Genomic DNA, 14849 nt, shown 5'->3' with positions numbered 1-14849 from the left:
CGGCGCGGAGGGGCCCGGCGTGGGCCCCTCCGCGACCGCTCAGCCGCCGAGCGCCGCCTTGGCGTTCTTGTCGAAGTTGGCCAGGACCGTCTTCGGGTCACCGGTGGCGAGCCCCTGGAGGCCGGCCTCCAGGTCGCGCAGGACGCTGTCCATCTTCGGGGCGTTCACCGGGCCCTGGGCGTACTCGGCGCCGTCGATGAACGGCTTGTCCGCCGGGAACGCGCCGGTGTACTGGTCACGGACGGACTGCCGCGACGGCATCACGCCGAACGCCTTGGCGAAGGTCACCTGCTGGTCGCCCGCGGTCATCGCCTCGACGAACTTGATCGCCTGGTCCTTGTACTTCGACTTGGCCGCGACGCCCCAGCACTGGGTGAACGAGAGGGTGCCCTGCCCCTTCGGGCCCGCCGGCAGCGGCACGACCTTGTACTTCACGTTCGGGAAGTCGTTCTGCAGGGCGCCCTTGATCCAGTTGCCCTCGATGGTCATCACGGCCTTGCCCTTGCCGAACGCCTCTCCGGACCAGCCGGCGTCGAGCTGCTTCGGGAACTTCGCGTAGCCGTTGGTGAGCAGCGACTTCACGTACTGGAGCGCCTGGAGGTTCTCCGGGGTGTCGGCGGTGGGCTGCTTGCCGTCCTTGCTCATGAGCCAGCCGCCGTTCTGCACCATGAAGGCGCCGATCCGGTCGCGGGTGTCACCGAGGGCCAGCGCCACCATCTTCTTCGCCTTGATCTTCTGGCTGACGGCGGTGAGCTGGTCCCAGGTGGTCGGCACGTCGGCGTCGGTCAGGCCGGCCTTCGCCCACATGTCGGTGTTGATCTCCAGGGCCAGGGTGGAGAAGTCCTTCGGCGCGCAGTAGAGCTTGCCGTCGTAGGTGAACGTGGTGCGCAGGCTCTCGTAGAAGTCGTCCTTGTTGCTGATCTTGTCGCCGTACGGCTCCAGCGCGCCCACGCTGGCGTAGTCGGCGAAGCGGCTCGCGTCGACGTAGAAGACGTCCGGCGGGGTGCCGCCGGCCAGGGCCTGGCCGAGCTGCTGGGTGAGGTCCTGGGCGGGGGTGACCGTGGCGGTGTTGCCGCTGGACGAGGCCCACTTGGCGGCGGCGTCCTGCACCGCCTTGGTCTCGGCGTCGCCGGAGGAGCCGATCAGGATCTGGAGGCTGGCCGGGCCGCTGGACTGCTTGGTGTCCTTCGCGGAGTCGTCGAAGCCGCTGCCGCACGCGGCGGAGCCGAACAGGGCGACGGCGGCGAAGCCGGCCACCGCCGCCCGGGTGAGGGTGCGAGGTGTCATCTGACTCTCCTGACGGGGGATGTGATCACGCCGTGTGCCGGAGCACCAGCGTGGGAGTGAGCAGCACTTGGTGATCGGTGGGCTGGCCGTCGAGCAGGCTGGTGAGCAGGTCGACGCAGCGGGCGGCGGCCGCGGCGAGCGGCTGGCTGACGCTGCTCAGCCCGACCGCGGCGGCCACCGGGGTGTCGTCGAAGCCGACGACGGCGACGGGCGCCGCGGCGCCGCGCGCGGCCTGGAGCGCGCCGAGGGCGAGCGAGTCGCTGGCGCAGACCACCGCGGTCGGCGGCGCGTCGAGGGCGAGCAGGTCGCGCAGCGCCCGCTCGCCCTCGGCGATGCCGTCCTCGGTCTCCCGGCGCAGGCCGGCGACGTCGTGGCCGGCCGCCGTCATGGTGGTACGCCAGCCGGCGCACCGGTCGTCACCGACCCCGGAGCCGGTGGGCCAGCCGAGGAAGGCGATCCGGTGGTGGCCGGCGTGGAGCAGGTGCCGGGTGACCTGGGCGGTGCCGGCGGCGCCGTCGACGTCGACCCAGGGGTGCCCGTCGAGGGCGTCCCAGGGCCGGCCGAAGGTCACGAAGGGCACCTCGCGCTCGGCCAGCCACGCGGTGCGCGGGTCGTCGTGCTTGGTGCCGGTGAGCACGAACGCGTCCAGGTCGTACGCGCCGAGCAGGTCGTCGTAGGTGGTGATCTCCTGGTCGTCGTCCCGGGCCGTGTAGAGCATGACCCGGTAGCCGGCGGCATCGGCGGTCTCGGTGAGGCCGTGCAGGAACCGGTCGAGCACGGAGCCGTTGATCCCGTCCCGGGTGGGCTCGATGCGGACGGCGATGAGGCGGGAGCGGCCGGTCCGCATCTGCCGGGCGGCCTGGTTGGCCCGGTAGCCGAGCGCGCTGATCGCCTCCTGCACCCGCCGCCGGGTCTCCTCGCGGACGATGTGCGGCGCGTTGAGCACGTTGGAGACCGTCTGCCGGCTCACCTGGGCATGCCGGGCCACCGTCGCGATGGTCACCTTTTCAGCCACTAAAACCCTCTCGCCGCCTTGAACGATCCAACTCCGATGGGGCAGGATTAGATCGTTCAAAGTTTCTGGAATGTTTCGCACTTTGCACCGGCCGGAGCCATCTGTCAAGACGGCGCCGGCCCATCGATCAGCACCGGGAGTTCCCCTTGTCCGAACGCCACCTGCAACCGCTGCTGCACGACCTGGTCGGCGTGGTGCACGCCCCCACCAGCGCGCTGGGCGACGCGGCGGGACAGATCCGGCCGCACGGCGTCCAGGGCGTCTTCCACGCCGACGCCCGGGTGCTCTCCCGCGCCGAGCTGCGCCTCGACGACCGGGAGCCGGAGGCACTGACCCGCGGGTCGGCCGGGCCGCACGGCGCCCGCTTCGTCGCCCTGGCCCGCTGGCTCGGCGACCCGACCCCCGACCCGACCGTGCGGGTCGACCGCACCCGGCAGGCCGGCCCGCACGGCGTCACCGAGGAACTCGTCATCTCGTCCACCGCCGCCGACCCGGTCCGCACCACGGTCAGCGTCGACCTCGGCTGCGACCTCGCCCCCATCGAGCTGGTCAAGTCCGGCGGGAGCGGCGCGCCGATGAAGGCGAAGGCCGGTGAGCCGGGCCGGGTCCAGTGGGCCGCCGAAGGGCTCACGGTGACCGTGACGGGCGAGGCGGCCACCGTGGACGCCACCGGCGACCGGGCCACCGCACCCCGGCTGAGCTGGCCGGTCACGCTCGCCCCCGGCCAGTCCGCGACGCTGCGCTGGCGCCTCGCCGTCACCGACCCGAAGGCCGTGGTGACCGCCGCCCCGCCCGGCCCCGGCTGGTCCGAGCCGGCCGTACGCGCCGACGACCGCCGCCTGGTCCGGCTCCTCGACCGCTCCCTGGCCGACCTGCGCGGGCTGCGCCTGGCCGAGCCGGCCCACCCGGAGGACGTCTTCCTCGGCGCCGGCGTGCCCTGGTTCCTCACCCTCTTCGGCCGGGACAGCCTCTGGGCCGCCCGCATGATGCTGCCGCTCGGCACCGACCTGGCCGCCGGCACGCTGCGCGTACTGGCTCGCCGCCAGGGCACCCGGGTCGACCCGGCCACCGGCGAGGCGCCCGGCAAGATCCTGCACGAGCTGCGCCGGCACGAGTTCACCCTGGCCGACAACGGGCTGCGGCTGCCGCCCGCCTACTACGGCACCGTCGACGCCACCATGCTCTGGGTCGGTCTGCTGCACGACGCCTGGCGCTGGGGGCTCGCCGCCGACCAGGTCGAGCCGCTGCTCCCCCACCTGGAGGCGGCGCTCGGCTGGCTCGGCGAGCACGCCGACCCCGACGGCGACGGCTTCGTCGAGTACGTCGACACCACCGGCCACGGCCTGGCCAACCAGGGCTGGAAGGACTCCGGCGACGCGGTGCGCTTCCGGGACGGCAGCCTGGCCCGGTCACCCATCGTGCTGGCCGAGGTGCAGGGGTACGCGTACCAGGCCGCGGTGAACGGGGCGGACCTGCTCGACGCCTTCGGCCGCCCCGGCGCCGACCGCTGGCGCTCCTACGCCGACCGGCTCGCCGACCGGTTCCGCGGCGCGTTCTGGGTCGACGGCCCGTACGGCCCGCAGCCCGCTCTGGCCCTCGACCGGGACAAGCGCCCGGTGGACTCGCTGACCAGCAACATCGGCCACCTGCTCGGCACCGGGCTGCTGTCGGACGCCGAGTCGGCCCAGGTCGCCGCCCTGCTCTCGACCGAGGCCCTGGCCGGCGGCTTCGGGCTGCGCACCATGTCCACCGACGATGCCGGGTTCAGCCCGCTGTCCTACCACTGCGGGTCGATCTGGGCCCACGACACGGCCATCGTGCTCGGTGGGCTGGCCCGGGCCGGGCACCGAGCGGCGGCGCTCCGGCTCGCCGACGGGCTGCTGACGGCGGCCGAGGCGTTCGACTACCGCCTCCCCGAGCTGTACGGCGGGGACGATCGGGCGGCGCTCGGCCGGCCGGTGCCGTACCCGGCGGCGTGCCACCCGCAGGCCTGGTCGGCCGCGGCGGCCGTGCTGCTCCTCCAGGCGGGCCTCGGCGTCTACCCCGACGTGCCCGCCGGCCGGGTCGACCTCCGCCCCCTGGCCGGCCCCGAACTCGGCGCCCTGACCGCCGAGAACCTGAAGATCGCCGGCACCCGGGTCACGGTGACGGTCGACCACACAGGCCACCCGACCCTGACCGGCCTTGCGACAACCCTGACGATCCCCACCCAGCGCACCACCCCAACCCACCAGCCCACCTGACCCCACCCCGCCCGCCCCCTGGCGGTTGATCAAGAAGTTTGCGTCAGGAATCGACTCCTCCGAGACGCAAACTTCTTGATCAACGCAGTGTGGGCCAGGTGGTGTTGCCGGGGTGGGTCAGGACGGGGCGTGTTCGGCGATCAGTTCGTCGTCTTCCATCGCGCCGGTGGGGTGGAAGCCCAGGGAGGTGTAGAGGGTGGCGGCGGGGGTGTTGTCGGGGTGGTAGCTGAGACGGATCGGGTGGCCCGCCTCGGCCAGCCAGTCGGTGAGGGTCCGCACGGCGGCGCGGCCGATGCCGCGGTCCTGCTCGGGGGCGTCGATCACCATGCCGCCGATCCAGCGGGAGCCGTCGTCGTCCACGCCCCACATGACGTGCCCGACCACCGTCTCGTCGGCGTAGACGGCGAGTGAGGTCCAGACGTCCGAGCGCATGGTCAGCACCAGGTAGCGGGCCGCCAGCGCCGCCACGAAGGAGCGCTGGTCGTCGCGGGGCGCCACGTCGGCCACCGCCCGCCAGTTGTCGTCGTCCACCGGCCGCAGGGTCACCCGGCGGCCGGCGCGGTCATGCTGCCCGGAATCGATCATGGCGGTCAGCCTAGGGCCGGCCCGCAGCCCGGGCCATCGCTTTCGCGGAGCCGGAGACGACGTCAGCCGGCCGGGGCGGTCGCGGCGGCGTCCAGGTACGGGCGCGGGTCGCCGGCGCCGAGGTCGGTGATGCCGGCGGTGTGCAGGGCGCCGATGGCCAGGGTGCGGCGCACCGCCGCGAAGGTGATCACGTGGCCGATGGTGCCGCCCAGGCTGTGCGTGGTCGGCGGCGTGCAGGTGGTGTCGACGAAGGTGTCCGCCAGGGTGCCGGCGGCGAGCGTCCGGGCCACGAAGGCCCGCCAGTCGCGGCCGGCGACCGCGTGCCGGGCCGCCAGCCCGGCCATCGAGCGGTCGCTCTCGTCGGGCCACTCGCCACCGCGCAGCGCGGAGAGCCAGTGCTCCTCCTGGGTGACCATGGCGTTGATCAGCGAGCGGAGGGTCGGCTGCTCGTCGATGGTCTCCACGGACACGGTGACGGGCCGGTCGAGCGCCTCGTCGTCGAGGGTGGCGGCGCGCTCGATGATCGCGGTGAGGGTCTGGACGTGGTGGTCGACCAGGTGCTGGAGAACGTTCATGGGAGTCTCCTGACGTGCCGCCGGCAGCCGCAGGCCACCGGGTGGTTGGAAGTGGACGCCGCTGGGGCAGGGCAGCTCCAGCTCGCGGAAGGTCAGCGGCGGGCGCCGTCGCAGCGCGGTCGGGGCGACGCCGTAGGACCGTTGGAAGGCGCGGGTGAACGCCTCGTGCGAGCCGTAACCGGCCTCGACGGCGATGTCGAGGACGGTCCGGTCGCTGGTGGTGAGCCGGTGCGCGGCGCGCTCCAGAAGCAGCCGGCGGCGCAGCGCGCCCGGCGGTTCCCCGGTGGCCGCGGCGACCAGCCGGTCGCAGTGGAACCGGGACAGGTGCGCCCGGGCGGCCAGATTCGCCGGTCCGGTCTCCGGATCGTCGAGGGCGAGCTGGAGCCAGTCGAGAAGGCCGGTGAGTCCGTCCGTCCGGGTCATGTGGACAGCCTGCACCCGGCGGGCGTCGCGCCGCTTGATCGCCGTTGCGGACCTGCGCGCCACCGACCGCCGTCAGGTACGGCCGCGGGCGGCGGGAGTCAGTCGAGCAGGGCGTCCAGGCCCACGGTGAGTCCCGGCCGGCGACGGACCTCACGCACCGCCAGCAGCACGCCGGGCATGAACGAGGCCCGGTCGTACGAGTCGTGGCGGATGGTCAGCGTCTCGCCCGTGGTGCCGAACAGCACCTCCTGATGGGCGACCAGGCCGGTGGCGCGGACCGCGTGGACGCGTACGCCGTCGATGTCGGCGCCGCGGGCGCCCGCGACCTCGTCCTTCGTGGCGTCCGGGGTGGGGCCGAGCCCGGCATCGGCGCGGGCCTGCGCGATGAGCCTGGCCGTGTGGGTGGCGGTGCCACTGGGCGCGTCCAGCTTGCGCGGGTGGTGCTGCTCGATGATCTCGACCGACTCGAAGTGCCGGGCGGCACGGGCGGCGAACTGCATCATCAGCACCGCGCCGATGCCGAAGTTCGGGGCGACCACCACGCCGACGCCCGGCTTGCCGGCCAGCCACTCCCGCACCTCGTCGAGGCGCTGCTCGGTGAAGCCGGTGGTGCCGACCACCGCGTGGATGCCCTGGTCGATGCACCAGCGCAGGTTGTCCATGACGACGTCGGGCGTGGTGAAGTCGACGACCACGTCGGCGCCGGAGGCGGCGGAGAGGCCGTCGCCCTGGTCGATGGTCGCCACCAGGTCGAGGTCGCCGGCCGCCTCGACGGCCTTGCAGACCTCCATGCCCATCCGGCCGCGGGCGCCCAGCACGCCGACCCGGGCCGGGGTCTTCTCCTGCTCGTCAGTCACGGGGCACAACCTATCCCAATCGGGACGCGGCCACCCCGACGGACCGGCAAGCGGGACCGTCAGCGGGCGGCGAAGGCGGACTCGTCGAACGGCCCGACCACGGCCAGGGACATCGGCCGGGCGAGGAGTTCGGCGGCGAGGCCGTTGACATCGTCCAGGGTCACCGCGTCGACCCGGGCCAGCAGCTCGTCGACCGGCATGAGGTTGCCGTAGAGCAGCTCGCCCTTGGCCAGCCGGCTCATGCGGGAGCCGGTGTCCTCCAGGCCGAGGACGAACGAGCCCTTGCTCATCCCCTTGCCCCGGGCCAGCTCGGCCTCGGTGATCCCGGTGGCGGCCACCCGCTGGAGCTCCGCGCGGGTCAGATCCAGCACCTCGTCCACCTTGCCGGGCGCGCAGCCGGCGTAGACGGCGAACAGGCCGCTGTCGGCGTACTGGCTGGCGTAGGAGTAGACCGAGTAGGCCAGGCCGCGCTGCTCGCGGATCTCCTGGAACAGCCGGCTGGACATGCCGCCGCCGAGGACGTTGTTGAGCACCCCGAGGGCGAAGCGCCGCTCGTCGGTGCGGTCGATGCCGGGGCAGCCGAGGATGACGTGCGCCTGCTCGGTCTCCTTCGGCTCGACCAGGGTGGCGGCGGGCTTCGTGCGTACCGCCGGGGTGGCCGGCCGGTGCGCGGCCGGCGTGGCCGCGTCGGTGTCCAGCGGGGTGCCGCGCAGCGCCTGCCGGACCAGCTTGACCACGGCGGCGTGGTCGAGGTTGCCGGCGGCGGCGATGACGATCTGCGGCGCCGTGTAGCGGCGGCGGTAGAAGCTCTGGATCTGCCGCCGGGTCATCGGGGTGACCGTCTCCTCGGTGCCGGAGATCAGCCGCCCGAGGGGGTGGTCGCCGTAGACGGCGCGGGCGAAGAGGTCGTGCACCTCGTCGCCGGGCTCGTCGTCGTGCATGGCGATCTCTTCGAGGATGACGCCGCGCTCGGTCTCCACGTCGGCGGCGGCCAGCACCGAGTCGGCGACCAGGTCGCACATGACGTCGATGGCCAGCGGCAGGTCCTCGTCGAGCACGCGGGCGTAGTAGCAGGTGTATTCCTTCGTGGTGAAGGCGTTGGTCTCGCCGCCCACCGCCTCGATCTCCGAGGAGATCTCCAGCGCGCTGCGCTTGTTGGTGCCCTTGAAGAGCAGGTGCTCCAGGAAGTGCGCGGCGCCGGCCTGCGGCCCGGTCTCGTCGCGGGACCCGACCGCCACCCAGATGCCGAACGAGACGCTGCGCATGGCCGGGATCGCCTCGGTGAGCACGCGCAGGCCGCTGGGGAGCACGGTGCGGCGGACGGTGCCGCCCAGCGGGTCGTCGCTGAGCGTGCGGGTGACCGCCCTGGCCGTTCCGCCCGCGGCGCGCGCGGGCCCGGGCGACGTCACCCCCCGTCGAGCCGCCGGGAAGGACGAACGACGGGTCCGACTCACGAGGAACCTGCTCTCAGTTCGACGAGGGGTGGGTGGTGCGGTGGGAACGAACGACGGCTCCAGCTCGGCGCAGCGACCTGGAGCCGTCGGTGGAGCAGTCACCGGCCGGGTGACACCCGTGGGCGTCACCCGGCCGGTGGTGGATCAGCTGTGCCGGGTGCGGCGCCGCGGGCGGGACTCGCCGCCGCCCTCGCCGCCCTCCGGACCCCGGCCGCCGCGCTCGCCGCCGCGCTCACGGTCACCGCGGTCCCGCGGGCCACGGTCGCCACCGCGGTCCCGGCCGGCCGGACGCTCGCCGCCCTCGGCGGCCTCGCCGGCGGCCGGCGCCTCGGCGCCCTCCGGGCGGACCTTGTCCAGGTAGATCTTGCCGCGCTGGTCGATGTCGGCGATCTCGACCTCGACCTTGTCGCCGACGTTGAGGAAGTCCTCGACCTTCTCGACCCGCTTGCCGTCGCCCACCTTGGAGATGTGCAGCAGGCCGTCGCGGCCCGGGAGCAGCGAGATGAAGGCGCCGAACGCGGCGGTCTTCACCACGGTGCCGAGGAACCGGTCGCCGACCTTCGGCAGCGTCGGGTTGGCGATCGCGTTGATCCGCTCGACCGCGGCCTGGGCCGACGGGCCGTTGGTCGCGCCGACGTAGATGGTGCCGTCGTCCTCGATGGAGATCTCGGCGCCGGTCTCGTCCTGGATGGCGTTGATGGTCTGGCCCTTCGGGCCGATCACCATGCCGATCTTGTCGACCGGGATCTTCACGGTGGTGACCCGCGGGGCGTAGTCCGACATCTCGGCCGGGGCCTCGATGGCCCGCTGCATCACGTCGAGGATGGTCTGCCGGGCCTCGTTCGCCTGCTGCAGCGCGGCCGCCAGCACGTCCGACGGGATGCCGTCGAGCTTGGTGTCGAGCTGCAGCGCGGTGACGAACTCCCGGGTGCCGGCGACCTTGAAGTCCATGTCACCGAACGCGTCCTCGGCGCCGAGGATGTCGGTCAGCGTCACGTACTGGGTCTTGCCGTCGACCTCGTCGGAGATGAGGCCCATGGCGATGCCGGCGACCGGCGCCTTCAGCGGCACACCGGCCGAGAGCAGGCCCAGCGTCGAGGCGCAGACCGAGCCCATCGAGGTGGAGCCGTTGGAGCCGAGCGCCTCGGAGACCTGCCGGATGGCGTACGGGAACTCCTCGCGCGACGGCAGCACGGGGATCAGCGCCCGCTCGGCGAGAGCACCGTGGCCGATCTCGCGCCGCTTCGGCGAGCCGACCCGGCCGGTCTCACCGGTCGAGTACGGCGGGAAGTTGTAGTTGTGCATGTAGCGCTTGCGGTTCTCGGGGGACAGCGTGTCCACCATCTGCTCCATGCGCAGCATGTTCAGCGTGGTGACGCCCAGGATCTGGGTCTCGCCCCGCTCGAACAGCGCCGAGCCGTGCACCCGCGGCAGCACGCCGACCTCGGCGGTCAGCGGGCGGATGTCGCGCGGGCCGCGGCCGTCGATGCGGACCTGCTCGCGCAGCACCCGGTTGCGCACCTCGGACTTGGTCAGCGACCGGAAGGCGGCGGAGAGCTCCTTCTCGCGGCCCTCGAAGCGACCGCCGAGCTCCTCGGCGACCTTGGCCTTGATCCGGTCCAGGGCCTCCTCGCGGTCGGCCTTGCCGGCGATCTTGAGGGCCTCGGCGACCTCGGCGCGGGCCACGTCGGCCACCGCCTCGTAGGCGTCGTCCTGGTAGTCCAGGAAGACCGGGAACTCGGCGACCGGCTTGGCGGCCACCTCGGCCAGCTCGCTCTGCGCGCGGCACAGCTCGCGGATCGCCGGCTTGGCGGCCTCCAGGCCGCTGGCCACGATCTCCTCGGTCGGGGCGGTGGCACCGTCCGAGATCAGGGCCACGGCGTTCGGCGTCGCCTCGGCCTCGACCATCATGATCGCGACGTCACCGTCGGCCAGCGCCCGGCCGGCCACGACCATGTCGAAGGTGGCCCGGGCCAGCTCCTCCAGGGTCGGGAACGCGACCCACTGGCCGTCGACGTGCGCCACCCGGGTCGCGCCGATCGGGCCGGAGAACGGCAGGCCGGAGAGCTTGGTCGACATCGAGGCGGCGTTGATGGCCACCACGTCGTACGGGTGCTGCGGATCGAGCGCCAGCACGGTCTCGACGACCTGGACCTCGTTGCGCAGGCCCTTGACGAACGACGGGCGCAGCGGCCGGTCGATCAGCCGGCAGGTGAGGATGGCGTCCTCGCTGGGCCGGCCCTCGCGGCGGAAGAACGAGCCGGGGATGCGGCCCGCGGCGTACATCCGCTCCTCGACGTCGACGGTCAGCGGGAAGAAGTCGAACTGCTCCCGGGGCTGCTTGCCGGCGGTCGTGGCGGAGAGGACGACCGTCTCGCCGAGCTGGGCGATGACGGAGCCGGCGGCCTGACGGGCCAGCCGGCCGGTGGAGAAGGTGATCTCGCGGGTGCCGAAGGACCCGTTGTCGATCACCGCGGTGCGGGATTCGGTGCCGAGGTTGGTCTCGGTCATGTGCTGTGGTGCTCCTTCGCGTCGTCGGCCGACGACACGGGGAACTGCTCAGGCGGCCGGTCTTCGATCGAAGCGCCCGGGTGGCCGGCATGGTGCCGGGATTCCGGGGGCCACTACCGGAGACCGGTGCTGACCGGCTCCCTCTCGGGTTGTCGCGCGGCCGGGTTCTTCTGGTGGTACCGGAACGGGGGAGCGGCCCAACGGCCACTCCCCCGTCACGTCATCGGCGCAGGCCGAGCCGCTCGATGAGCGACCGGTAGCGGTTGATGTCCTTCTTCTGGACGTAGTTGAGCAGCCGACGGCGACGGCCGACCAGCAGCAGCAGCCCACGGCGGCTGTGGTGGTCGTGCTTGTGCACCTTCAGGTGCTCGGTGAGCTCGGCGATCCGCTTGGTGAGGACCGCGACCTGCACCTCAGGCGAACCGGTGTCGCCCTCGGCGGTCGCGTACTCCGCACGGATCTTGGCCTTGGCTTCCTGGTCGAGCGCCATGTTCTCCCTGTTTCGTGGAACGTTCGATGAGGTCCGTCGGATCGGTCGAAGTGACCGGGAAACGGACCGGTTCCTCGCACCCGCGGCGTCGTGCAGGCACGCGAGGCCCCACGTCGGTCAGCCGACGTCCCTGCCAGACTACCAGCCCGGTGGGGAACCGCCCGGTGAAGGGCCGCGACGCGGCCCGCCGGCCCGCTCCGGCACGGTCAGCCGACCGCCCGGCGGGTCCGCTCCACGTCCTCGGCGATCTGTGCCACCAACGGCTCGATCGCGTCGTACGTCCGTTGTTCCCGCAGGTGCGCCACGAAGTCCAGGGCCAGCCGCTCGCCGTACAGGTCGCCGGTGAAGTCCAGCGCGTACGCCTCCACCCGGCGCTCCCGGCCGGAGAAGGTCGGGTTGGTGCCGATGGAGACCGCCGCCGCGAGGGGTTCCCCGCCCCGGCGCACCAGGCGGGCCGCGTACACCCCGTCGGCGGGGACCGCCGCGTAGCGGTGGGTCAGCAGGTTGGCGGTCGGGAAGCCCAGCTCCCGCCCGCGCTGGTCGCCGCGGACCACCACGCCCTCGACCCGGTGCGGCCGGCCGAGCGCGGCGGCCGCCGCGGCCACGTCGCCCGCGTCGACGCAGGAGCGGATGTACGTGGAGGAGAAGACCGTGCCGGCCTCGGCGACCAGCGGGGCGCCCTCCACCCCGAAGCCGAAGGTGCGACCCAGCCGCTCCAGCAACGCCACGTCGCCGGCCGCCCGGTGCCCGAACCGGAAGTTGTCGCCGACCACCACGAGCGCGGCGTGCAGGTGCTCGACGAGGATGTCGTGCACGAACGCCTCGGCCGGCAGCCGGGAGAACTCCGGGGTGAACGGCACGACGCAGAGCACGTCCGCGCCGAGCGCCTCGATCAGCTCCGCCTTGCGGGCCGGCTCGGTGAGCACGGCCGGGTGCGAGCCGGGGCGCACCACCTCGGCCGGGTGCGGGTCGAAGGTCACCACCACCGACTTGACGCCCAGCTCGCGGGCACGCGCCACGGCGTGGCCGATGGTGGCCTGGTGGCCCTTGTGCACGCCGTCGAAGACGCCGATGGTGACCACCGACCGTCCCCAGCCGCCGGGCGCCGCCTCGTACCCCCGCCACCGCTGCATGCCGCTCCTCCCCTGTCCGCCCGCGCCGTCAGGCGGGGGCCAGCACGATCTCCGCGCGGGCCCGCCCGTCCCGCTCGCTGACGATAGCGATCAGCCCGCCGTCCGGGCCGAAGACGGCGTACGGCCCGGCGATGCCGGCCGGGTCCAGCGGCCCGCCGTGGGAGAGCACCTTCGCCTCCTCGGGCGTGGCGTCCCGGCGCGGGAAGAACCGGCCGGCGGCCGCGTCCAGCGGCAGGTTCACCACGTCGGGCGCGCGCTGCTCCAGCGCGTCGAGGGTGGCCGCCTCGGCCAGGGTGAACCCGCCGACCGCGGTGCGGCGCAGCGCGGTGAGGTGGCCGCCGACCCCGAGCGCCAGGCCCGCGTCCCGGGCGATGGCCCGGATGTACGTCCCGGACGAGCAGGTGACGTCCACGTCCACGTCCACCACGTCCGGGGTGTCGCGGCGGATCGCCAGCACGTCGAGCCGGGAGATGGTCACCCGCCGGGCCGGCAGCTCGACGATCTCCCCCTCGCGCACCCGCTTGTACGCCCGCTGCCCGTCGATCTTGATGGCGCTGACCGCGCTGGGCACCTGGTCGACCTCGCCGGTGAGCGCGGCGAGCGCGGCGCGGACCGCCTCGTCGGTGACCGACCCGGCCGGGGTGCTGGCGATCACGTCGCCTTCCGCGTCGTCGGTGACCGTCGCCTGGCCCAGCCGGATCGTCGCGGTGTAGCTCTTGCCGGCGCCGATGACGTAGGTGAGCAGCCGGGTGGCCCGGCCCACGCCGATCACCAGCACGCCGGTGGCCATCGGGTCCAGCGTGCCACCGTGCCCCACCCGCCGGGTCCGGGCCAGCCGCCGGATGCGGGCCACCACGTCGTGCGACGTCATGCCGCCGGGCTTGTCGACCACGATCAGACCGTCTGTGCTCACGACCGCCAAGCCTGCCAGACGGCGGTGATCGGCCCTGCGGGGGATACCGCCCTGATCGACCGGGGTGCCAAGATCATGCGCCGATCGCCCCACTCCTGCCCGGGAATCACGATGAGCAGCGACGACCCCGCCCGGGAGCCCTCGCGGCTCGACCGTCCCGCGCGGAGCGGCCTGGAGGAGATCCCCGACTGGGTACGCCAGCTGGAGCGGGAGATCCGCGTCGGGCCCGGCCGCCCGGCTGCGCATCTGGTTCGGCCGGCACGCCCGCCGGCTGCGCGTGGGCACGCCGCTCGCCACCCCCGCCCCGTCGACACCCGGAAACTGAGATGACCGATCATCGACCGCCCCCCGAACCCCACCGTCCCGACCAGCCGTACCCGCCCGCCGACGGGCTGGGGACGGTCCCCGACTGGCTGCGCCAGCCGGCCGCGGCGCCCGAGCCGGACCGCTCCGATCGGCTGCGCATCTGGCTGGGCGCCCACTCGGGCAAGCTGCTCGGCGGCGTCGCGACCCTGCTGGTGGTCGCCTTCTTCGGGCTGGTCGCCACGGGCGGCTACCGGGCCTTCCAGCGGTGGACGGACCCGCCGGCGGCGTACCCGACGATCAGCCAGCCGGTCGGCGAGCAGGCCGTCTCGTCGGCGTCGCCGCCCCCGGCGGCCGGAGCGTTCGACGGCACGCCGGCCGCCGACTTCCCGGAGGGGGCGGCGGGGATCACCCTGCCCGCCGCGAAGCGGACCGGGCCGTTCTCGGAGAAGCAGGTGGCCGCCGCGCTGACCAAGGTCCGCAAGGCGCTCGTGACCAGCCGGCTGGACCGGTCGTTCATCACCTCGAAGGACCCGGACCGGCTGCTGCGGCAGTTCGCGCCGGACGCACGGGCCGACCTGCGCGAGGACTTCGGCTCCGACGCCTTCGCCACCTACGCCACCCGGCTGGCGCCCGGCGCGCGGATCACCGCCGACGAGCCGCGGGTGAAGGGCCGGATCAGCTACCGGGCCGCCAAGGACGCCCAGGGCATCCGCATCCTGGAGGTCACCAGCAACTTCGTCTGGGCCTACGCCTTCCACACCAGTGGCGGGCTGCCCGGCGACGGGGTCGTCGTGGTGCACGACACGGTGGTCTGGAGCGTGCCGCACCCCGGCGACGTGCGAAGCGTCTCCAACGGGCTCTGGATCGAGAAGGCCGACTCCTACGGCTCCAACATCGACTGCGCGGCGTACGACAAGGGACTGCTCGACGTGGGCACCCCCAGCTTCGGCGGCCCGGCGGATCCGGATCCGGACGCCGTCTTCGACCCCGATCGCACCCTCGACGTCCCGGACACCTGCTGAGCCCCGGCCGGGGACTACCGCGGCGACCGACAAGG

At 73.4% G+C, this 14849-nt stretch carries 12 protein-coding genes; 2 read left to right on the top strand and 10 right to left on the bottom strand.

All coding sequences use genetic code 11. From position 1 onward, the window contains the following. Positions 1-39: 39 nt before the first annotated feature. Both ABZW14_RS06780 and ABZW14_RS06775 read right to left on the bottom strand, forming a co-directional pair. A complete protein-coding gene (locus ABZW14_RS06780) occupies positions 40-1287 on the bottom strand; it encodes an extracellular solute-binding protein (protein ID WP_355340907.1) in 1248 nt (415 codons plus the stop codon). Positions 1288-1312: 25 nt separating this feature from the next. Continuing rightward, positions 1313-2290 (bottom strand): substrate-binding domain-containing protein, encoded by a 978-nt coding sequence (locus ABZW14_RS06775; protein WP_355340904.1) that lies wholly within the window; start codon positions 2288-2290, stop codon positions 1313-1315. 158 nt (positions 2291-2448) lie between these two features. Between ABZW14_RS06775 and ABZW14_RS06770 the strand changes: the two genes are divergently transcribed. Beyond that, on the top strand, positions 2449-4545 hold the full coding sequence (locus ABZW14_RS06770) for a glycogen debranching N-terminal domain-containing protein (protein WP_355340901.1): 2097 nt from the start codon (positions 2449-2451) through the stop codon (positions 4543-4545). 117 nt (positions 4546-4662) lie between these two features. Here ABZW14_RS06770 and ABZW14_RS06765 read toward each other — a convergent pair whose 3' ends face one another. The 8 genes from ABZW14_RS06765 to truB form a co-directional block, all read right to left on the bottom strand. Next, complete coding sequence (locus tag ABZW14_RS06765; protein ID WP_355340898.1) at positions 4663-5130, bottom strand: GNAT family N-acetyltransferase; 468 nt, start codon at positions 5128-5130, stop codon at positions 4663-4665. 62 nt (positions 5131-5192) lie between these two features. Continuing rightward, the gene (locus tag ABZW14_RS06760) at positions 5193-6128 is read right to left on the bottom strand and encodes an AraC family transcriptional regulator (protein ID WP_355340895.1); all 936 of its coding nucleotides are present in this window, start codon (positions 6126-6128) and stop codon (positions 5193-5195) included. 98 nt (positions 6129-6226) lie between these two features. Next, positions 6227-6985 (bottom strand): 4-hydroxy-tetrahydrodipicolinate reductase, encoded by a 759-nt coding sequence (gene dapB / locus ABZW14_RS06755; RefSeq protein WP_355340892.1) that lies wholly within the window; start codon positions 6983-6985, stop codon positions 6227-6229. 59 nt (positions 6986-7044) lie between these two features. After that, positions 7045-8394 carry a pitrilysin family protein gene (locus tag ABZW14_RS06750; protein WP_355340889.1) on the bottom strand — a complete coding sequence of 450 codons (1350 nt, stop codon included), beginning with the start codon at positions 8392-8394 and terminating at the stop codon, positions 7045-7047. 189 nt (positions 8395-8583) lie between these two features. Beyond that, the gene (locus ABZW14_RS06745; protein ID WP_355340886.1) at positions 8584-10950 is read right to left on the bottom strand and encodes a polyribonucleotide nucleotidyltransferase; all 2367 of its coding nucleotides are present in this window, start codon (positions 10948-10950) and stop codon (positions 8584-8586) included. Positions 10951-11170: 220 nt separating this feature from the next. After that, positions 11171-11440: a 30S ribosomal protein S15 gene (gene rpsO / locus ABZW14_RS06740; protein ID WP_043962418.1), complete on the bottom strand. Its 270-nt coding sequence runs from the start codon at positions 11438-11440 to the stop codon at positions 11171-11173. 206 nt (positions 11441-11646) lie between these two features. Further along, on the bottom strand, positions 11647-12573 hold the full coding sequence (locus tag ABZW14_RS06735) for a bifunctional riboflavin kinase/FAD synthetase (RefSeq protein WP_355340883.1): 927 nt from the start codon (positions 12571-12573) through the stop codon (positions 11647-11649). 28 nt (positions 12574-12601) lie between these two features. Then, complete coding sequence (gene truB / locus ABZW14_RS06730) at positions 12602-13486, bottom strand: tRNA pseudouridine(55) synthase TruB (RefSeq protein ID WP_355340880.1); 885 nt, start codon at positions 13484-13486, stop codon at positions 12602-12604. A 326-nt stretch (positions 13487-13812) separates the two neighbouring features. Here truB and ABZW14_RS06725 point away from each other — a divergent pair, with 326 nt between their 5' ends. Continuing rightward, positions 13813-14814: a hypothetical protein gene (locus tag ABZW14_RS06725; protein WP_355340877.1), complete on the top strand. Its 1002-nt coding sequence runs from the start codon at positions 13813-13815 to the stop codon at positions 14812-14814. The last annotated feature ends 35 nt before the right edge of the window (positions 14815-14849 follow it).

The sequence above is a fragment of the Micromonospora sp. NPDC004551 genome (genome assembly GCF_040609975.1).
GTDB lineage: Bacteria > Actinomycetota > Actinomycetes > Mycobacteriales > Micromonosporaceae > Micromonospora.
This window is presented reverse-complemented; position numbering and strand designations above follow the sequence as displayed.